Below are 19,580 nucleotides of genomic sequence, written 5' to 3' on the forward strand. Positions count from 1 at the left end.
TCGTCATGGGGCGAAGGCACTCGGTACGACCTCAACCAAGGTCGAGGTCAAGAGATCTTGTCGGCGCCCGCGGAAGAGAGCTCTCGCAGGCGCCGCAATCGCGACCGGCTGTCCAGGGCGCAGTCGCGCCATCGACCTCATGCCACAGTGCTGCTGTCAGCCTTGTGTCAGGAACGCAGCACGCGTTTCGCGCCGGGAAACGGCCTCGCCGTCTTTTCCTTCCTGCGAGCCCTCAGGCGGATTTGGTCCGGGTGTCTGTGTTCCCTTTGGCGCTCAGCCGGTCGATGTGCTGGCGGATGTGGGCTGCTTCCGCGGGCGTGCGCGCCAGCGCGATGGCCTTGTCGAAGGAGATGCGCGCTTCCTCGTGGCGGCCGAGCTCCTTCAGCAGCGCGCCGCGCACGCCGTGAAAGTAGAAATAGCTCGACAGCCGCTCCTCCAGCGGTTCGATGAGCAGGAGGGCGGCCTGGGCGCCCTGTACCTTGAACACGGCGACGGCGCGGTTGAGCCGCACGATCGGGGAAGGCTGGTAGCGCTCCAGCATCTGGTAGAGAAGGTTGATTTCCTGCCAGTCCGTGTCTTCCGGCCGCTCGGCGCGCGCATGCAGCGCGGCAATGGCGGCCTGGAGCTGATAGGGTCCGGGCCTGCGGTGGCGCAGGGCCTTTTCGATGAGCGCCAGCCCTTCGGCGATCTTGTCGCGATCCCACAGCCGGCGGTCCTGGTCTTCCAGAAGCACGATGCCGCCGTCGGCATCCAGCCGGGAGGGCGTGCGGGCATGTTGCAGCAGCATGAGGGCGGCAAGGCCCATGATCTCCGGTTCGGCCGGGAAGAGCCGCAACAGCAGGCGGGCAAGCCGGATCGCCTCATCGCACAAGGGTGCGCGCACATGCGCCTCGCCGCCGCTTGCCGAATAGCCCTCGTTGAAAAGCAGGTAGAGCATGGCCGCCACGGCCGCCAGCCGCTCGGCGCGCGCCGCTGCATCAGGCGCGGCAAAGGGCACGTCGGCGGCGCTCACACGGCGCTTGGCGCGCGTGATGCGCTGCTCCATTGCCCGCTCGTTGACGAGAAAGGCATGGGCGATCTCGGCCACGGTCAGACCGCAGACGATGCGCAGCGCCAGCGCCACCTGCTGCGTGGCGGGCAGGTCTGGATGACAGCAGATGAACATCAGGCGCAGGATGTCGTCACGATAGTGCGAATCGTCGAGCCGTTCGGCCATATCGGCCTCCGCATCCCCCAGATCGGAGATCACCTCGTCGGGGGGCAGGGCGGTGTTGCGGCTGTCGCGACGTACCGCGTCGAGCGCCGCGTTGCGCCCCACGAAGATGAGCCAGGCGGCCGGATCGCGTGGCGGCCCCTTGAGCGGCCAGGTCTTCAAGGCGCGCAGACAGGCTTCCTGAAATGCCTCCTCCGCCCGGTCGAGGTCGCGAAAATAGCGCAGGAGCGCGCCCATCGCCTGCGGGCGGGCGCCGGTCAGCACGGCCTCGATCCAGGAGGTCTCGGTCATGGCGCAGCCTTGGCCGTTTGCGGAAGAACGCCCTTCTCAAAGAGCCGCAGGGGACGGATCTCGAAGGTGCAGGTCTCACCCTCCTTCAGCCGCTTGCCGAATTCCACCACTTCCTCCAGATTGTCGCACTCGACGATGTAGAAGCCCAGAAGCTGCTCCTTGGTCTCGGCAAAGGGGCCGTCGAGAACGAGCTGCTCCCCGCCCGAAGAACGCAGCGTGGTGGCGGCGGAGGTGGGCATGAGGCGGATGGCCGGTCCCATCCGGCCCTTTTCGACAAGTTCCTGAGCGACGCGCTTGCGCTTCTCCAGCACAGCATCGTCCTCGGCCTTGGACCAGCCGGTGACGACATTCTCGTCATGGTAGCACAGGATGGCATAAAGCATGGATGATCACCTCGTCGGTTGGAAGACGCGGCAGGATGCGCCAATCCGACAGCAGGCGTCGAGGATTTTGTGCAGGGTCTGGCGGTCGCTTTCTCCTTGCACGCTCGCGCAATCGGGGTATCTAGTCGGCGCCGAGACAGAGAGGACCACCCTTCGCGACCCGGCCATCCACTGGAAAGTCGGCGACGACGCTTCCTGACAACGGGCGATCCTGATAGCGAGGCGGTGTTACAGCGCGGAGCCTGCCGATGTTCGCCAATACTTTTCCCGACAAGGCGCTGATTGCCGAGACGGTCGCCAAGATGCTGCTTGAGATCGAGGCCGTCCATATTCGTGCCGACAAGCCCTTCACCTTTACCTCTGGCATCGCCAGCCCAGTCTATATTGATTGCCGCAAGCTCATCTCCTATCCGCGCATCCGCTCTGCGGTCATCGACTTCGGCGCCTCGGAGGTCCTGCGCGAGGCGGGTTTCGAGCAGTTCGATGCGGTCGCCGGCGGTGAGACGGCGGGCATTCCCTTCGCCGCCTGGCTTTCCGAGCGGCTCGGCCTGCCGATGATCTATGTGCGCAAGAAGCCCAAGGGCTTCGGGCGCAATGCTCAGATCGAGGGCACGCTCTCGGAGGGCGCGCGGGTGCTTCTGGTGGAGGACCTGACCACCGATGGCGGCAGCAAGATCCGCTTTGCCGAGGCGATCCGCAATGCCGGGGCGCGTGTCACCGACACCTTCGCCGTCTTCTATTACGGCATCTTCCCCGACACGCCCGACCGGCTGAAGAGTGCAGGCATGCGGCTGCACTATCTGACGACCTGGTGGGACGTGCTGGACGCCTGCCGAAAGCAGAACCGGTTCACCGTCGAGGCGCTGAACGAGGCAGAGCGCTTCCTGAACGAGCCGCTGGCATGGTCGGCCGCTCATGGCGGCATTGCGGCGCTGCCCAACAATCAGAATTGACGTTGACGTAAAAGTTATTCTAAGAATTCTCCAGTCAGAAACACAAGGGGAGCATGACTCGTGCCGCAAAGCGGCATAGGCTTTCCGCTGTGATGCCTGAGAGCTGGAGGAACGGACATGTCGCTTGCCGGTAAGACGCTTTTCATTTCCGGCGGCAGCCGGGGCATCGGTCTTGCCATTGCGCTGCGCGCGGCGCGCGAGGGTGCGAACGTCGCCATCGCCGCCAAGACGGCGGAACCGCACCCCAAGCTGCCGGGCACGATCCACACCGCCGCGGGCCAGATCGAGGAGGCGGGCGGCAGGGCCTTGCCCATTCTCTGCGATGTGCGTTTCGAAGAGCAGGTGGAAGATGCGGTGGCGGCGACGGTGGAGGCCTTCGGCGGCATCGACATCTGCATCAACAATGCCAGCGCCATCCACCTGACCGGCACGCTGAAGACGGATATGAAGCGCTTCGATCTGATGCATCAGATCAACACGCGCGGCACTTTCCTGGTCTCCAGGGCGTGCATTCCGCATCTCAGGAAGGCGGACAATCCGCACATCCTCAACCTTGCCCCGCCGCTCGACATGAAGGCGAAATGGTTCAAGCACCACGTCGCCTATTCGATCGCCAAGTTCGGCATGTCCATGTGCACCCTGGGCATGAGCGCCGAGTTCGCCGGTGACGGCATCGCTGTCAACGCGCTCTGGCCGCTGACGGCCATCGACACCGCGGCGGTGCGCAACGTCCTGGGCGGGGAGGCCATGGCCAAGCGCTGCCGCTCGCCCGAGATCGTGGCGGACGCCGCCTGTGCCATTGTGAAGCGGCCGGCTCGCGCGTGCACCGGGAACTTCTTCATCGACGAGTTGGTGCTGCGCGAGGAGGGGGTGACGGATTTCTCCAGATATGCCCCCGGCATCACCGGCCCGCTGATCGCGGACTTCTTCGTTCCCGACGAGGTGCTGGCCAAGACCGACACCGAACTGCGCGTGATGGGCAAGGCCTAGTGGTGCGATCCCAACAGATGGTACCCATCTGTTGGGAAAAATCGCCCCACCAGACCACTAGGCACTTTCGCCTGTCGAAACAGCAGCAGGCGCGGCCCGGCAACAGTTGCAAACGGGAAGCGAACATCTATATTCCGGCGCGAGCTTCGTTGGGGCGGCGATGCCGGCCCTTTTTCCGCACATTTCTTGGGAGTTCTTCATGTTTGTGACACCGGCATATGCCCAGACGGGCGCAGGCGCCCCGGATATTTTCGTCAGCATTCTGCCCTTCGTGCTGATCTTCGTCATCATGTACTTCCTCATTATCCGGCCGCAGCGCCAGCAGATGAAGAAGCGCCAGGAAATGCTGGCGGCCGTGCGTCGTGGCGATACGGTGGTCACGGGCGGCGGGCTTGTCGGCAAGGTGACCAAGGTGATCAACGACGGTGAGCTGGAGGTCGACCTGGGCAACGGCGTGAAGGTCACCGCGCTGCGCTCGATGCTGGCCGACGTGCGCACAAAGAGCGAGCCGGCGGCGGCAGCCGACAAGACCGCCAAGAAATAGCCCCATTGCGGGCGGAAGGCCGTTTCGGAGCCCCAACGAGAAGAGGCAGCATGTTATATTTTTCGCGCTGGCAGACGATCCTGATTTGGCTGGCCGTCGCGCTGGGCATCGTCTATGCGGCTCCCAACGTCCTTCCGCAATCCTATTTCGCTTCGCTTCCCGGCTGGGCGCCCTCGCGCCCGATGACACTCGGCCTCGATCTGCAGGGCGGTTCCCATATCCTCCTGCAGATCGACCGGCAGGAGCTGATCCGCGAGCGGCTGGTCAGTGCGCGGGATGACGTGCGCCGCATCCTGCGCGATGAGCGCATCGGCTATACGGGCCTGTCGATCTCCGACCGGGCGGTGCAGGTGCGCATCCGCGACAACGACCAGGTGCAGGCGGCACGCGAGGCGCTCGGCGAGCTCGCACAGCCCGTCACCTCCGGGCTTTTCGGTTCGGGACAGGTGAGCGAGCTTGCGATGTCGGAGCCCGAGCCCAGGCTCCTGCGGCTCCAGCTGACCGAGGAGGGCATTGTCTACAGGCTGTCCAGCGCGCTGGCGCAGTCGATCGAGGTTGTCAGCCGTCGCGTCAACGAACTGGGCACCACCGAGCCGGTGATCCAGCGCCAGGGCGACGACCGTATCCTCGTGCAGGTGCCCGGCCTCGATGATCCGCAGCGCCTGAAGGACCTTCTCGGCCAGACCGCGCGCCTTACCTTCCAGATGGTCGACCAGTCCGTGCCGGTGCAGGAGGCCATCGAAGGCAGACCGCCGCCGGGCACCTCCATCATGTATTCGACCGACGATCCGCCGGTGCCCTACATCATCGAGGACCGGGTGATCGTCTCCGGCGAGGATCTGGTCGATGCCCAGGCCACCTTCGACCAGCGTACCAACGAGCCGGTGGTTTCCTTCCGTTTCGACACACGGGGGGCCACGCGGTTTGGCCAGGCCACGCAGGAGAATGTCGGCCGCCTCTTCGCCATCATTCTCGATGGCCAGGTGATCTCGGCACCGCAGATCCGCGAGCCCATCCTCGGCGGGAGCGGCCAGATCTCCGGCAATTTCACCGTACAGAGCGCCAATGACCTTGCCGTTCTTCTGCGCGCCGGCGCGCTGCCGGCCACGCTGACGGTGGTGGAAGAGCGCACGGTGGGACCGGGGCTCGGCCAGGATTCCATCGAGGCCGGCAAGACGGCGTCCATCATCGGCGCCGTGCTGGTCGTCGCCTTCATGATCGCCGCCTACGGGCTGCTTGGTATCTTTGCCGTCGTCGCGCTGCTTGCCAACATCTGCATGATCGTGGCGATTCTTTCCGGTCTCGGGGCGACGCTCACACTGCCGGGCATCGCCGGCATCGTGCTGACCATGGGCATGGCTGTCGATTCAAACGTGCTCGTCTTCGAGCGCATACGCGAGGAGCGGGCGGCGGGCCGGTCGCTCATCCAGGCCGTCGACGCCGGCTTTTCCAAGGCGCTCGGCACCATTGTCGATGCCAATGTCACGACGCTGATTGCCGCCGTCATCCTGTTCTTCCTCGGAACGGGCCCGGTGCGCGGCTTTGCGGTGACGCTGGCCATCGGCATCCTGACCACCGTATTCTCCGCCTACACGCTGACGCGCTGGATGATTGCCGAGTGGGTGCGGCGGCGGCGCCCGAAGGAGCTGCCGCGCCTGCCGCTGCAGTTCGTGCCGACCGAGACGGCCTTCAGGTTCATGTGGCTGCGCCGGATGACCTTCACGCTGTCGGCCGTCGCCTCGATCGCCGCCCTTTCGCTGTTCGTCACCCTGGACATGAACTACGGCATCGACTTCAAGGGCGGGTCGAGCATCGAGGTGCAGGCGCGCGAGGGCGACGCCGACATTGCCGATATCCGCAGCCGGCTGTCCGGGCTCAATCTCGGCGAGGTGCAGGTGCAGGAATTCGGCGACCCGCGTGAGGCGCTGATCCGGGTGCAGGCTCAGGATGGCGGCGACAATGCCGAGCAGAGCGTGATTGCCAAGGTGCGCGACGAGCTGGAGGCCGATTACAACTTCCGCCGTGTCGAGGTGGTGGGGCCGACGGTCTCGAACGAGCTTGCGCGCGCCGGCACCATCGCCGTGCTCGTGTCGCTTCTGGCCATCCTCATCTACATCTGGCTGCGCTTTGAATGGCAGTTTGCCGTGGGCGCCATTCTGGCCACACTGCACGATGTCATCATGACGGTCGGTTTCTTCGTGATCACCGGAATGGAGTTCAATCTGTCGAGCATCGCCGCGATCCTGACCATCGTCGGCTACTCGCTGAACGATACGGTGGTGGTCTACGACCGCGTGCGCGAGAATTTGCGCCGGTTCAAGAAGATGCCGCTGCCGCAGCTTCTCGACCTGTCGATGAACCAGACGCTGTCGCGCACCCTGATGACGTCGGTGACAACGCTTCTTGCGCTGGTCTCGCTGTATATCTTCGGCGGGGAGGTCATCCGCTCCTTCACCGCGGCGATGATCTTCGGTGTGCTCATAGGCACCTATTCGTCGATCTTTATCGCCGGGCCGTTGCTCATCCTCTTCAGGATGCGGCCTTCGACGGCCGAGACGGCGGATGAGGAAAAGGGCGCCGGAGAGGTCGCGGCCAAGGGATGAGCGGCGGTCTGCAAATCCGCGCGGCCCATTTTCCCGGCCGCGCTGCCATCGACGCCTATGGCAATGGCGGTTTCCGCTTTGCCGAGATGTCGCATCGCGGCTCGATCCTGTGCCTGCCCTCGGGAATCCATGGCTGGGCGGCGGACGATCCGACCACGCTCGACGAGGAGGATTTTGCCCGCCCATTGGCTGAGGCCGGGGCAATCGAGATCCTGCTTGTGGGAACCGGCAGACAGCTTCTGCCGTTGCCGCCCGAGCTTCGCGCCCGGCTCAGGGAGGCGGGAATGGCGGTCGAGACCATGGCGACGGGGGCGGCGGTGCGCACCTTCAACGTGCTTCTGGCCGAAGAGCGCGCGGTGGCGGCGGCGCTGATCGCCGTCGATTGACATGAGCCCGACCGATTCCGAGGTGCTCGCCGTCGTCCGACAGGGCGACCCGGATCGTTATCTGGCCACGCTCTATGCGCCCGCGGTCCACCGTTCCGCGCTTCTCGCGCTCTATGCCTTCAATGTCGAGGTTGCGGCGGTGCGCGAGCGCATCAGCCAGCCGCTTCCCGGCGAGGTGCGGCTGCAATGGTGGCGCGACGTGCTGTCGGCCGGCGACGCGGCGGCGGCCGGCGGCCACCCGGTGGCCACGGCCCTTCTGGAAGCGATCGGGACATACCACCTGCCGCTTTCCACCTTTCAGAACATGCTCGAAGCCCGCGTCTTCGACCTCTATGACGATCCGATGCCGAGTCGTACGGATCTGGAAGGCTACTGCGGCGAGACGGCTTGCGCGCTCATCCAGCTTTCCGCGCTCGTCCTCGATGCAGAGGCTGCGGCCGGCACAGCGCATCTGGCCGGTCATGCCGGCTGCGCGCAGGCGATTGCCGGCCTCCTGCGGCTTCTGCCCATCCATCGCCGGCGCGGGCAATGCTACGTTCCGCTCGACATCCTGCAGGCAGCAGGCACGACGCGCGACGCGTTTGTCGGCGGCGCGGACCGCGAGAGTGCGGCGCGCGCCGTGGCGGCGATGGCGGCACTCGGCCGCGAGCATCTCAAGGCGTTTCGCGAAGGCGCGGGCGACCTGCCTGCCAGTCTTCGCCCGGCCTACCTGCCCGTGGCACTGGCCGGCGCCTATCTGGAGCGCATCGAAAGGGGGGCGGCGGACCCGCTGGAAGAGACTGCCGGCATCTCGCCGCTGCGGCGCCACTGGCTGCTTCTCGGCCACGCCATGCGGGGCTGGCGCGGCTGAGCTTGCCGCCTGTTACTCTGCGGCCGCCTGCGCCGGGATGCCGAGCCAGGCACGGCAGTCGGCCAGCGCACGCGCCGTCATTGCGCGCTTCTTGGCCAGCGTCTTTTCCTTCCCGCGCAGGCGCTTGCCCTCGGGTTTCGGAATCTCGACCGGCGGGAAGAGGCCGAAATTGACGTTCATCGGCTGGAAGGAACGCTTGCCCGGCTCGTCATCGGCCAGGATGTGCCCGCCGGTAATGTGGTTCAAAAGCGCGCCGAAGGCAGAGGTGGGCGGGGGTGGCGCGATGGGCCGGCCCAGGCGTTCGGCAGCGGCGAAACGGCCGGCGACAAGCCCCATCGCAGCACTTTCCACATAGCCTTCGCAGCCGGTGATCTGGCCGGCAAAACGCAGACCGGGCCGGGCTTTGAGCTGCAGCGTGCCGTCGAGCAGTGCCGGCGAATTGATGTAGGTATTGCGGTGCAGGCCACCCAGCCGGGCGAACTCGGCGTTCTCAAGCCCGGGAATCATGCGGAAGATGCGCACCTGTTCGCCATATTTCAGCTTTGTCTGGAAGCCGACCATGTTGTAGAGCGTGCCCAGCGCATTGTCCTGGCGAAGCTGCACCACCGCATAGGGCTTTTCGTCGGGCTTGTGGGCGTTGGTCAGCCCCATGGGCTTCATCGGCCCGTGCCGCAGCGTTTCGCGTCCGCGCTCGGCCATCACCTCGATGGGCAGGCAGCCGTCGAAGTAGGGCGTTCCCTCCCATTCCTTGAAGGCGGTTTTCTCGCCCGCCAGCAGGGCATCGACGAAGGATTCGTACTGGGCCCTGGTCATCGGGCAGTTGATATAGTCCTTGCCGGTGCCCCCGGGGCCCACCTTGTCGTAGCGCGACTGGAACCAGGCGACGTTCATGTCGATGGTGTCGAAATGTACGATCGGCGCGATGGCATCGAAGAAGGCCAGCGCCTCCGCACCCGTGGCGTCGCGAATCGCCTCGGCCAGGGAGGGCGAGGTGAGGGGGCCGGTGGCGATGATGACCTGGTCCCACTCGGCTTGTGGCAGGCCCGCCACCTCCTCGCGCACGACGGTGATGAGAGGATGCTCTTCGATGGCCCGCGTGACGGCCTGCGAAAAGCCTTCCCGGTCAACCGCCAGTGCGCCGCCAGCCGGCACCTGGTTCGCATCGCCTGCGCGCATGATGAGAGAGCCGGCCAGCCGCATCTCGGCATGCAGCAGGCCCACTGCATTGGTCTGCGCGTCGTCTGAGCGAAAGGAATTGGAGCAGACGAGCTCGGCAAGCCCGTCGGTCTTGTGCGCATCCGTGCCGCGCACGGGGCGCATCTCATGCAGGATCACGGGCACGCCGGCCTGCGCAGCCTGCCAGGCCGCTTCCGAGCCCGCGAGCCCGCCACCGATCACGTGAATAGGGGCGTGTGTCATGCCGTCCGAGATAGGGCCAAGGCCGCGCGAATGCAACGCGGCAGAAGGCAGAAGACAAAAAACAACACCCGCCGGGGGAGGAGGTCCGGCGGGTGTCGTTATGTTGGCCGTCTGCCGGGAGGAGTAGCAGGCGGCCTTATTCGTCAGGGTCGGGAGGAGGTAACCCTGGCGAAACTCAATTCGTCAGAGCGACTTGCGCGCCACGTAGGGGATATCGCTCCGGCTGATGCCGAGATCGTTGAGCTCCCGCGTCGAGAGGCGGCTCAGCTCATTGACCGTCTGCCGGTAGCGGCGCCAGTTGCGGTAGTTGCGGATCAGGTTCATCGTCTTGCTCGCTTTCGTTCGTTCCGGTTCGTCCAACCGTCTTGCGAGCTACAAATAAGGGTGTTGCGCGCATATCAGAAGAGCTATTGTTGCATGGCAGCATTGCGTATTGTGCATCGCATCATAAGCCCGTCACGAAGCCGCCACGAAGCGCCTTACCGGCGCCACAGTCGTGCCTTGGGCAACACATTTGCCGGCATGCCGGGCCGCCCTGCGGTCTGCGGCCAAAAAAGCCCGAATTTCAGGCAATTTTCCTTTGAACGGCCGGGGGCAGGTGATATAGAACCCCGCGCTTTCGGGAGCAGCGGCTTTCGCAAAGCGGGTGTGGTGGAACTGGTAGACACGCAGGATTTAGGTTCCTGTGGCGCAAGCCGTGGGGGTTCAAGTCCCTCCACCCGCACCAGGCCCACCCCGAGCGGGATCTTTCGGCAGGCTGAACGGTGAAAGGCCGTCGGGCAGCGGCGCTGAACGGAACACAAAGGTTTTAGGATGCAGGTTAGCGAGACACTCAATTCAGGCCTGAAGCGCGAGATCAAGGTCACCGTGCCGGCCAAGGATATGGAAGCCAGGCTCATGGAGCGCCTGGAGGATGCCAAGACCAAGGTCCGGCTGAAGGGGTTCCGCCCGGGCAAGGTGCCCGTGCAGCACCTGCGCCGAATCTATGGCAAGTCCTTCATGGCCGAGGTGGTCAACGAGATTCTGTCCGATTCCTCCCGCTCCATTCTCGAGGAGCGCGGCGAAAAGCCGGCCATGCAGCCCGAGATCTCGATGACCGAGGACGAGAAGGAAGCGGAAAAGGTTCTGGCCGGCGCCGCCGATTTCGAGTTCTCGATGAGCTATGAGGTCATCCCGCCTATCGAGATCAAGGACTTCTCCGAGATCAAGATCACCCGCCCGGTCTATGACGTGCCGGATGAGGAGGTGGAGGAACAGGTCAGGCGCGTGGCCGATTCCGCGCGCACCTACGAGCCAAAGGAGGGCGCGGCGAAGGAGGGCGACAAGCTCACCATCGACTACGAGGGAAAGATCGACGGCGAGCCCTTCGACGGCGGCTCGGCCACCGACTCGGAGCTGGTGATCGGCATGGGCCATTTCATCCCCGGCTTCGAGGAGCAGCTCGTGGGCCTCAAGGCGGGCGACACCAAGACCGTGAAGGTGACCTTCCCGGAGGACTATGCCGCCGCGCATCTGGCCGGCAAGGAGGCCGAGTTCGACGTGACGGTCAAGCAGGTTGCCGAGGCCGAGGAGCTGGTGATCGACGACGCGCTGGCCGAGAAGCTGGGCCTCGAGTCGGCCGACAAGCTGCGCGAGATCGTGCGCGGCCAGCTCGAAAGCCAGTTTGGTCAGTTCACCCGCCAGAAGGCCAAGCGCCAGCTTCTCGATGCACTGGATGAGATCTACAAGTTCGAGGCGCCGTCGAAGCTGGTCGATGCCGAGTTCGAGAATATCTGGCAGCAGGTCATGCGCGACCTGGAGCGGGCGGGCCGCACCTTCGAGGACGAAGAGACCACCGAGGAGGAGGCGCGCGAGGAATACCGCAAGCTGGCGGATCGGCGCGTGCGCCTCGGCCTGGTGCTTGCGCAGATCGGCGAAGAAGCGAAGATCCAGGTTTCCGACGAGGAGATGCAGCGGGCGCTGTTCGACACGATCCGCCGCTATCCTCAGCATCAGCAGCGGGAAATCTATGAGTTCTATCGCCAGAACCCGCAGGCGCTTGCCAGCATCCGCGCGCCGCTGTTCGAGGAGAAGGTGATCGACCATCTGCTCACGCAGATCGATGTCACCGACAAGAAGGTGAGCCGCGAGGAACTGCTGGCAGACGATGAGGACGAGGCGGAAACGCCCAAGCCGGCAGAAAAGAAGAAGGCGGCACCCAAAAAGAAGGCTGCCGCCAAATCCAAGAAGGCGGATGCGGAATAACAGCCGAGCCAAGCATGGATGAACAGACCCCCGGTCCGAAAGGGCCGGGGGTTTTTGCTAGAGATAATCGCTGATCCGGCGGCCGGCGGAGATAAATGTCAGCGGGTCGATGGCCCGGCCGTCGCGGCGTACCTCGTAGTGCAGATGCGGGCCCGTCGAGCGGCCGCTGCTGCCCGCATGACCGACCAGCGAGCCCGCCTCCACCGTCTCTCCGGGCTTTACCAGGATGCGGCTCAGATGGGCATAGCGGGTGGTCAGCCCGTCTCCATGATCGATTTCCACCATGCGGCCATAACCGCCGTTCCAGCCGGCCGAGACAACCGTGCCAGCGCCGGTGGCGCGGATCGGCGCGCCCTGCCGGGCGCGGAAATCGATGCCGGAGTGATAGGCCTTCCGCCGGAGGATCGGGTCGCGGCGCATTCCGAAGCCGCTGGTCACGGCTGCGCCCGGCACCGGATTGGCGATCGGCACGCGCCGCGCCGTCTGCCGCAACGCAGCAAGCCGCCGCAAGGCTTCGTCAAGCTCCTGAACCCGGTCGTCGAAATCCGCTTCCTCGGCGGCGATCAGCGGGCCACCCATATTCGTCTCGCCATAGTCGTCGGCAAGCGGGATGCCGGCTTCCGCCAGCGCCTCGGCGATTGTCTCCGCCGTTCGGTAGGCGCGTTCGGCAAGGGTTTCCACGCGCGCAACCTGCTCGGCTTCCATTTCGTTCAGCGTATGGGTGATCGAGGCGAACATGCGCTTGGCACCTTCCGGCTCGACCGTCTGGCGGCGTATCGGCCAGGGCAGGCGGGAGGGCCTGCTTGTGGCGGCAAAGGCGGTTGCGGTGGTCATGCCGTCGAGGCCGGGCATGACTTCCCCTGCCGCGGCATGGCTGTCAGGACGCGGGGAGGGGACGGGAACGTCTTCCGGGCCGGTCAGTCCGGCCGCCCGTTCCAGCACGGGGCGCAGCCGGGCATGGCGTTCCTTCAATTCCTCCTGCCGGTGAATGAGCTCGCCCATCTTGCGCTGCATGAGCTGCTGGTCGAGAAGCTGGCGGCTGGTCACCCGGTCGAGCTCGGCGCGGAGGACGGCAATGCGTTCTTCGTAGGTCTGGCGCAGCTCGACCTGCCGCGCCATGGCCGCGCCCAGAAGGTCGTCGCGCATCACCCAGTAGGCGGTCGCGGCAATATAGCTGGCGGAGGCCGCCGCGATCAGAACGCTGGCGGCGGCCGCCATCCAGGGACGGACGGTGAAATAGCGAATGTCGTCACCGCGTGCGATGATGATCGTGGCAGGTTTCTTGCGCCTGCCGGAAGAACCGGCCCCCTTGGTCCCTTTCACGGCCGCCCCCGTTTGCAAAAACAGCATCGAAACGGGAGCGATTACACTCCATTAGGGTTAACAAAGACTTTGCCGCGCGCGGCTAAAGCGCCTTGGCTGCCTCCAGAACCGCCTCGACATGACCAGGCACCTTCACCTTGCGCCAGACCTGCGCAATGCGGCCCTCGCGGTCGATCAGGAAGGTGGTGCGCTCCACGCCCATATATTTGCGGCCGTACATGCTCTTCTCCACCCATACGCCATAGGCTTCCAGCACCTTCTTTTCCGGGTCGGAGACGAGGTCGATGGTCAGGCCGTGCTTGGCCTTGAATTTCTCGTGGCTTTTCGGGCTGTCGGGAGACATGCCGATGACGGCGACCTGGAGGGCGTCGAACTCTGCCTTGCGGGTGGAAAAGTCGATCGCCTCGGCCGTGCAGCCGCTGGTGTTGTCCTTGGGATAGAAATAGAGCACCACCGGCCGGCCGCGGAGCGCGGAAAGCCTTATGCTACCTCCGCCATCGCGCGGCAGTTCAAAATCAGGCGCTTCGCTTCCTGTATCGGGGACGGCCATTTTGTCACCTTTGTCTCCAGTTAGGCCGGCCTGCGACAAAGTCATGGATTGTCGCGAAAGCCCGCCCGTTTCATCGGGTGGACAGATATAATGGTCCCGGGGGATTCGTCCAACCGGATGGAGGCGCTTTGACAGGAAGCCGCTCGCAAGAGGCATGTCGTTCTCCGACACGCACCCCCTCCGCGCCATCGGGCAGGCGGTCCGTACGGGCGCGAGTTGTGGGGTGGGCGCTGGCCGTCTTCCTTGGGCTTGCCTTTCTGCTCGCAGCTATCAGCAGCGTGCTCTATCTGGTCGGGGTGGATGCCATCGGCAACGAGCGGCTGCGCCTGGCGGCCGAACGCGCCATTACCCGGCTTGCCGGCTTCGATGCCGAGGTGACGCTGGGCGAGCTTCGCATGGGGATCGGGGATACGAGCCTTCTGGCGCTTGAGGTGCGCGATGCGCGCATTGCCAGGGCCGAAGATGACGCCCTGCTCGCCAGTGTCGGCACGCTGCGTTTCGGTCTGCGGGTCCTGCCGCTGCTTGAAGGCCGCGTCGAGATTGCGCAGGTGTCGCTCGCCGGGGCGACGATCTTGTCCGCCGGGATGTCCGCCTGGGCCGCGCAGGAGGAGGCCGCGCTCGTGACGCCCGACCGCATGCACGCCGCGGTTTTCGGGGCGGTGAAGCGCGCCTTCGCCATGACCCGCGCCTCCGGGCTCAAGCGGGTGCGGCTTGCCGATGTCGCCGTGCACGCCGCGCCGGGCGCCGAACCGTTGCTTCTCGTGGAAGAGCTGGATCTTCGGAGGGTCGGCGACACGGAGATCAGGCTGGAAGGTGCGGCAATCCATCGCGGCCGCCAGATCGCCATGCGGGGCAGGGCGGTGCGGGATGCGCATGGCGGCAGGATCGCGGCGCTGGGGATCGAGTTTCTCCTGCCGCAGCAGGGGCAGGTGGCGGAAGCGGCCTTTGGCCTGGGAGAGGCGCGGGTGTTCCTTTCCGGGCGCGAAGGCGGTGAGGATGGCGGTTGGCTGGCCGTGGATCTGCGTGCCCGCGACATCGCGACCATCCTCGACGATGAAAGGCTCGCAATCGACGAGATTTCCGCCCGCATCGCCTTTGCGCGGGAGGACGAGGCGTTCTCCCTTCTCGCATCGCGGATCGAGGCCGGGCGCACACGGCTCGGCTTTCAGGGGGCGATTACCCCGGAACCGGGAGACGCGGGCGCGGATGCCTACCGCTTCGAGCTGGTTTCGCGCGACTCCGTGCTGGCGCCCGCCGATTCTCCCGAACCTGCCCTTGCTTTCGGCATGCGTGTGAGCGGCCGCTATGAACCGGCGGCATCCAGGCTTGCCGCGGAAAAGATCGAGGTGCGCACGGCCAACAGTGAGCTGATGGCAAGTGCGACGATCACCATGCCTCAGGACCTGTCGCCGGGCATCACCCTTGCGCTTTATGTGGAGGACATGCCGACGGGCGAGGCCAAGCAGTTCTGGCCCTGGTTTGCGGCATCCGGCGCACGCGAATGGACCCTGCAGAACGTCTTTGGCGGGCGTGTGCGCGAAAGCAGCCTGCATCTCGACGTGCCGCCCGGCCGGCTCGGCAACGGGGTGCCGCTGTCGGATGAAGAGGTCTCCGGCAGGTTCGTTCTGGAGAACACCCGTTTCGACATCGCAGGCGACATTCCGCCGGTGCGTGACGGCGCAGGATGGGTCGAATTTAGCGGTACTGACGTGACCATCGGCCTTTCGGCGGGCACGGTCTACATGCCGAGCGGACGCACCGTGGAGGCAGGCAGCGGCCGCCTGGCCATTCTGGCGGTGCACCGAAAGCCGCGCATCGGCAAGCTGGAGATCGAGGTTCGCGGCGCCGCGGCAGCCATGGTGGAGCTTGCCTCCTATCAGCCCATCGACGCCTCGCGCTTCCACGACCTTTCTCCCGGCGATGTCAGCGGCACAGCACAGGGGCAGATTACCGCCGATATTCCGCTGCAGGCCGGCGTTCCGGCCGACAGGCTCGCCTGGCGGGTGGCGCTCGACTTCACGAACCTGTCCATCGCCAAGCCTTTCGAGGGCCAGAATTTAAGCGATGCGAATGGCTGGCTGCTGGTGGAGCCCGAGAAGGCCGAGTTTTCGGCCGAAGCGCGGCTGAACGATGTGCCGGGGCAGCTGCACATTCTCGAACCCCTGGGCGGCGCAACGCTCAAGCGGGTGCGCCATGTCGAGATGCAGGTGGACGACGCGACGCGGCAAAGGCTCTTCCCCGGCCTTCAGGTGCTGGTTTCGGGGCCGCTCGGCGTCGTCTACGATGAGCTGCCCGACGGGCGCAAACAGGTTCAGCTGTCGCTTCAGGCGGCGCAGCTTGCCGTGCCCTGGATCGGCTGGAAGAAGACCGGCGGCACGGCGGCCGCGGCCAGCTTCTTCCTCGAAGAGGAGGGCAAGGTCGTCAGGCTCTCCGATTTCCGCCTCGAGGGCGACGGGTTCTCGCTGCGCGGGCAGATCGAGCTGGAAGGCGGCCTGCTGCGCGAGGCGCGGCTCGATGCTGTACGCCTCAATCCCGGCGACGACTTTGCCGCCATCATCCGGCGCGCCGGCGACGGTTATTCCATTTCGGTCAGCGGGCGCTCCTTCGACGCCCAAGGCATCGTCAGGCAGGTGATGGCCGGCGCACAGGAGAACAGCAAGGAGGCAGGGCCCGGCGAAACGATAACCGTTGAGGCGACCCTGGACACCGTACACGGTTTCAACGACGAGAGCCTGCGAGGTGTGGAGATCGCCTATGCGGCCGGCAAGGGAGAGCCGGAACGGCTGTCGGTGCGTGCGACAGCGGCCGGCGGCGCGGTACAGATCACGAAGGGCGGAGAGCAGGGGCGGCGCATCCTGCGCGTGTCGTCTGCCGATGCCGGTGCTGTCCTGCGGTTCTCGAACATCTACAAGCATGTGGAAGGCGGCCAGCTCAGCCTCGCGCTCAGCGGAGCGGAAGACGAGGCACTGTCCGGCCTGTTCGAGATCCGCGACTTCTGGATCGTCAACGAGCCGCGTCTGGGCTCCCTGGTGGCGGCCAGCTCGCAGCGCGTGAACGGTCAGCAGGTGGATGTCTCACGCGTGCCCTTCGAGCGCGCTTCGGCGGCATTGAGAAAGGAGAGTGAGCGGCTGACGGTGGAAAACGGTGTGCTGCGCGGGCCGGTGATCGGCACCACATTCGCGGGAACGCTTTACGATGTGCAGGGCAACACGGCGCTTACCGGCACCTTTCTGCCGCTTTACGGCATCAACCGCGTTTTCGGCGAACTTCCGCTCATTGGCCAGATTCTCGGCAACGGCCCGGACGGTGGCCTCATCGGCATCACATACAAGCTCACCGGCAGGCTGGAGAACCCGACTTTGGAGATCAACCCTGTCTCCGCCATCGCCCCCGGCATCCTGCGGCGCATCTTCGAGTACCGCTGACATTTCAATCCGGGAGATAACGTCAATCCGGGAGATAACGTCCAAACCCGGCAAGGGCTCCAAGGGATGGAGATCCGAAATGGCCCATCCCGCCGTGGGCCGAAGTGCGGCGGCGGTCAATCACGCCGCTTGGGCGCATCAATAGCGGCGGATGAGGCCCACGAGCCGGCCCTGCACCTTCACCCGGTCGGGACCGAAGATGCGGGTCTCATAGGCCGGGTTGGCCGCTTCGAGCGCCACCGATGCACCCTTGCGGCGGAACCGCTTGAGCGTGGCTTCCTCGTCGTCGATCAAGGCCACGACGATCTCGCCCGGATTGGCCGTCTGGGTCTGGCGGATGATCACCGTGTCGCCGTCGAAAATGCCGGCTTCGATCATCGAATCGCCTTTCACCTCCAGCGCGAAATGCTCACCCCCCGACAGCATGTCGGGAGGCACGGCGATGGAGTGGGTCTGATTCTGAATGGCCTCGATCGGCACACCGGCGGCGATCCGCCCCATCACCGGAATGGAGACCGTGCCCCCCACGTCGTCATTGCCCGCAACGGGTCTTCTGGCAGATGCCGGCGCGGCCCGGCTCTGGCCACCCTCGATGACGCTTGGCGAGAATTTGCGCGCAGAGCCGAGCCCCGGCGCGATCGATTCAGGCAGCCGAACAACCTCCAGCGCCCGCGCGCGGTTGGGCAGGCGGCGGATGAAGCCGCGCTCCTCCAGCGCGGTGATGAGCCGGTGAATGCCGGATTTCGAGGCCAGATCCAGCGCCTCCTTCATCTCGTCGAAGGAGGGTGGAATGCCCGTCTCCTTCAGACGTTCGTGGATGAAGAGAAGAAGTTCGTGCTGCTTGCGCGTGAGCATCGCCTTTGCCTCGGGGAATCGCCTCAAACAAAACCAGAACATACCGTATCTGTTCCATTTGTGTTCCGCAAGGGCTTAAACAATGATGAACGATCGGCGTGTGCCCGAGTGCTTTCTCCCGCACGGCTCGTGGGCCGGATCACAAAGATCCGGACGACCTTCATGCGCATTGCGCCTTCTCGTGCCCGACCCTGATCGAGAGCATTTCGAACAGTTCCAGCCAACGGCGGGCCATCTGGGCAGACGAGAAATGGCCGGCCTTCTGCCGCGCCTGCCGCGAGAGGTCGCGATGCAGCGTCTCGTCCTGCAATATCCTGACGATATGGTCGGCGAATGCGGCTTCATCGCCGAACGGGACCAGGAAGCCGTCCCGGCCATGCTCGACCAGCGCGCGCGGTCCGTAAGGCACATCAAAGCCAATCACCGGACATCCATGGCACAGGCTTTCCATGACTGTGAGTGAGAATGCCTCTGCCTGGCTGGTGATGATGGCCAGTCCCGCCGTTTCGTAGATGGTCGCTGCGTCCTGCGCCCAACCATTGAGAAACACGCTGTTCTCAAGGCCGAGGTCACGCACCAGCCGCCTGAGCGCGGGCAAAACCGGCATTGAGAGCGTGTCGAAACCATAGCAATGCAGGGTTGCCTCCGGAACGGCATCGACAACCCGCCGGAAGGCGCGAATGGCCATGTGATGGTTTTTCTCGGTGCTGTATCGCGCCAGATAGACCAGCTTGCGGCGGTCGCGCAGTCCGAATTCGAGGGGCGGCACGCGGCTGTTATAGGCGTGCCCGATGACGCAGATGGGTGCCTGACCATATCGCTTCAGGATGTCGCTCTTCTGCTCTTCGGTCAGCGTCACCAGGGCGTCAGGGCGCCGGATATCGCGGAGTATGCCGGCATAGTCTCTTTTCTCCGGGCCTTGCCCGGGCCGACGGTGGTCCCGCGTATGCAGCGAGTGAACGATGGGGACCACCAGAACCCTTTCGGGGTTTGGCTGCATGTCCCGCACGTCCACCGCCGGCTCATACAGCATGCGGTTCTTGTCTATGAACAGGACATGATATCTGTCATCCCTGTTTACATACTCGTTCAACCAGTATCGCGAAAGCTCCCCCTCGTCGTCCAATCTCCTTACGAGATGCCCGGTTTCGTCGATGATCTGTATGTGGTCGATTTCATCATTGGTTCTGTAGGTTTTTATGATGGATGCAGATCCATCGGGGCGCATGAAGGTTTCATGCACGATGGATGAGGTTTCCCTGTCGAGGATCTGGACGGAACTCAGGAATCCGCGACTGTCGTAGACGTCCCGTCTCCACTTTTTCCCGTTGTGGAAATGATTGACGTGACCGATGCCGCCAGTGTCTTCGCGGCGGACCACATACATCAGAAGCTTTCCATCGGACGCATCGTAGACGCGATAGTCTCCGGTATTCGGTAACGGCTTCCAGTTCTGGCGCGGGTTTATTTCCGGTGACCTGCCCCCCGCTGGTCCCTCATTCATAACGAGAGTCTGCAGGTTGGATTTGGGTATTCCGGTTCCCCGTCTGG

16 protein-coding genes and 1 tRNA gene are annotated in these 19,580 nt (G+C 64.8%); 9 read left to right on the top strand and 8 right to left on the bottom strand.

All coding sequences use genetic code 11. The features are described from left to right. Positions 1-232 precede the first annotated feature (232 nt). Together NYR58_RS02235 and NYR58_RS02240 are read right to left on the bottom strand one after the other, a co-directional pair. Complete coding sequence (locus NYR58_RS02235; RefSeq protein ID WP_261518789.1) at positions 233-1,504, bottom strand: RNA polymerase sigma factor; 1,272 nt, start codon at positions 1,502-1,504, stop codon at positions 233-235. Further along, positions 1,501-1,887: a YciI family protein gene (locus NYR58_RS02240; RefSeq protein ID WP_261518790.1), complete on the bottom strand. Its 387-nt coding sequence runs from the start codon at positions 1,885-1,887 to the stop codon at positions 1,501-1,503. Before NYR58_RS02240 ends, NYR58_RS02235 begins: the two co-directional genes overlap by 4 nt. 248 nt (positions 1,888-2,135) lie before the next feature. Between NYR58_RS02240 and NYR58_RS02245 the strand changes: the two genes are divergently transcribed. From NYR58_RS02245 to NYR58_RS02270, 6 genes are all read left to right on the top strand, one after another. Continuing rightward, positions 2,136-2,840: an orotate phosphoribosyltransferase gene (locus NYR58_RS02245; RefSeq protein ID WP_261518791.1), complete on the top strand. Its 705-nt coding sequence runs from the start codon at positions 2,136-2,138 to the stop codon at positions 2,838-2,840. Positions 2,841-2,957: 117 nt separating this feature from the next. Continuing rightward, positions 2,958-3,830 (top strand): SDR family oxidoreductase, encoded by an 873-nt coding sequence (locus tag NYR58_RS02250; RefSeq protein ID WP_261518792.1) that lies wholly within the window; start codon positions 2,958-2,960, stop codon positions 3,828-3,830. A 199-nt stretch (positions 3,831-4,029) separates the two neighbouring features. After that, complete coding sequence (yajC, locus tag NYR58_RS02255; RefSeq protein WP_261518794.1) at positions 4,030-4,374, top strand: preprotein translocase subunit YajC; 345 nt, start codon at positions 4,030-4,032, stop codon at positions 4,372-4,374. Positions 4,375-4,424: 50 nt separating this feature from the next. Beyond that, positions 4,425-6,977, top strand: a complete 2,553-nt coding sequence (secDF, locus tag NYR58_RS02260) for a protein translocase subunit SecDF (RefSeq protein ID WP_261518796.1) — start codon at positions 4,425-4,427, stop codon at positions 6,975-6,977. Then, positions 6,974-7,363, top strand: coding sequence for an Mth938-like domain-containing protein (locus NYR58_RS02265; RefSeq protein WP_261518797.1), 390 nt, complete (start codon positions 6,974-6,976; stop codon positions 7,361-7,363). The genes secDF and NYR58_RS02265 overlap by 4 nt, the downstream gene beginning before the upstream one ends. Position 7,364: 1 nt before the next feature. Next, positions 7,365-8,213, top strand: a complete 849-nt coding sequence (locus NYR58_RS02270) for a phytoene/squalene synthase family protein (RefSeq protein ID WP_261518798.1) — start codon at positions 7,365-7,367, stop codon at positions 8,211-8,213. Positions 8,214-8,225: 12 nt separating this feature from the next. On the opposite strand, the gene trmFO is transcribed toward NYR58_RS02270, so the two are convergent. Then, positions 8,226-9,632, bottom strand: coding sequence for a methylenetetrahydrofolate--tRNA-(uracil(54)-C(5))-methyltransferase (FADH(2)-oxidizing) TrmFO (gene trmFO / locus NYR58_RS02275; protein WP_261518799.1), 1,407 nt, complete (start codon positions 9,630-9,632; stop codon positions 8,226-8,228). Between the two features lie 183 nt (positions 9,633-9,815). Next, entirely contained in the window at positions 9,816-9,956 is a 141-nt protein-coding gene (locus NYR58_RS02280) for a DUF1127 domain-containing protein (protein ID WP_261518801.1), read from the bottom strand. Positions 9,957-10,274: 318 nt separating this feature from the next. On the opposite strand from NYR58_RS02280, the gene NYR58_RS02285 reads away from it, so the two are divergent. Continuing rightward, positions 10,275-10,359: transfer RNA gene (locus NYR58_RS02285), tRNA-Leu, on the top strand. Between the two features lie 86 nt (positions 10,360-10,445). After that, positions 10,446-11,876 (top strand): trigger factor, encoded by a 1,431-nt coding sequence (gene tig / locus NYR58_RS02290; protein ID WP_261518804.1) that lies wholly within the window; start codon positions 10,446-10,448, stop codon positions 11,874-11,876. A 57-nt stretch (positions 11,877-11,933) separates the two neighbouring features. Here tig and NYR58_RS02295 read toward each other — a convergent pair whose 3' ends face one another. Further along, positions 11,934-13,199: a M23 family metallopeptidase gene (locus NYR58_RS02295; RefSeq protein ID WP_261518805.1), complete on the bottom strand. Its 1,266-nt coding sequence runs from the start codon at positions 13,197-13,199 to the stop codon at positions 11,934-11,936. An 82-nt stretch (positions 13,200-13,281) separates the two neighbouring features. Further along, positions 13,282-13,749 carry a peroxiredoxin gene (locus NYR58_RS02300; protein WP_261518807.1) on the bottom strand — a complete coding sequence of 156 codons (468 nt, stop codon included), beginning with the start codon at positions 13,747-13,749 and terminating at the stop codon, positions 13,282-13,284. Between the two features lie 218 nt (positions 13,750-13,967). On the opposite strand from NYR58_RS02300, the gene NYR58_RS02305 reads away from it, so the two are divergent. Further along, positions 13,968-17,174 carry a YhdP family protein gene (locus NYR58_RS02305; protein WP_261518808.1) on the top strand — a complete coding sequence of 1,069 codons (3,207 nt, stop codon included), beginning with the start codon at positions 13,968-13,970 and terminating at the stop codon, positions 17,172-17,174. 138 nt (positions 17,175-17,312) lie between these two features. On the opposite strand, the gene lexA is transcribed toward NYR58_RS02305, so the two are convergent. After that, a complete protein-coding gene (gene lexA, locus NYR58_RS02310; protein ID WP_261518810.1) occupies positions 17,313-18,029 on the bottom strand; it encodes a transcriptional repressor LexA in 717 nt (238 codons plus the stop codon). Positions 18,030-18,189: 160 nt separating this feature from the next. Continuing rightward, a partial coding sequence (locus tag NYR58_RS02315; RefSeq protein ID WP_261518811.1) for a glycosyltransferase occupies positions 18,190-19,580 on the bottom strand: 1,391 nt, incomplete at its 5' end.

The organism is Chelativorans intermedius (assembly GCF_025398255.1).
GTDB lineage: Bacteria > Pseudomonadota > Alphaproteobacteria > Rhizobiales > Rhizobiaceae > Chelativorans > Chelativorans intermedius.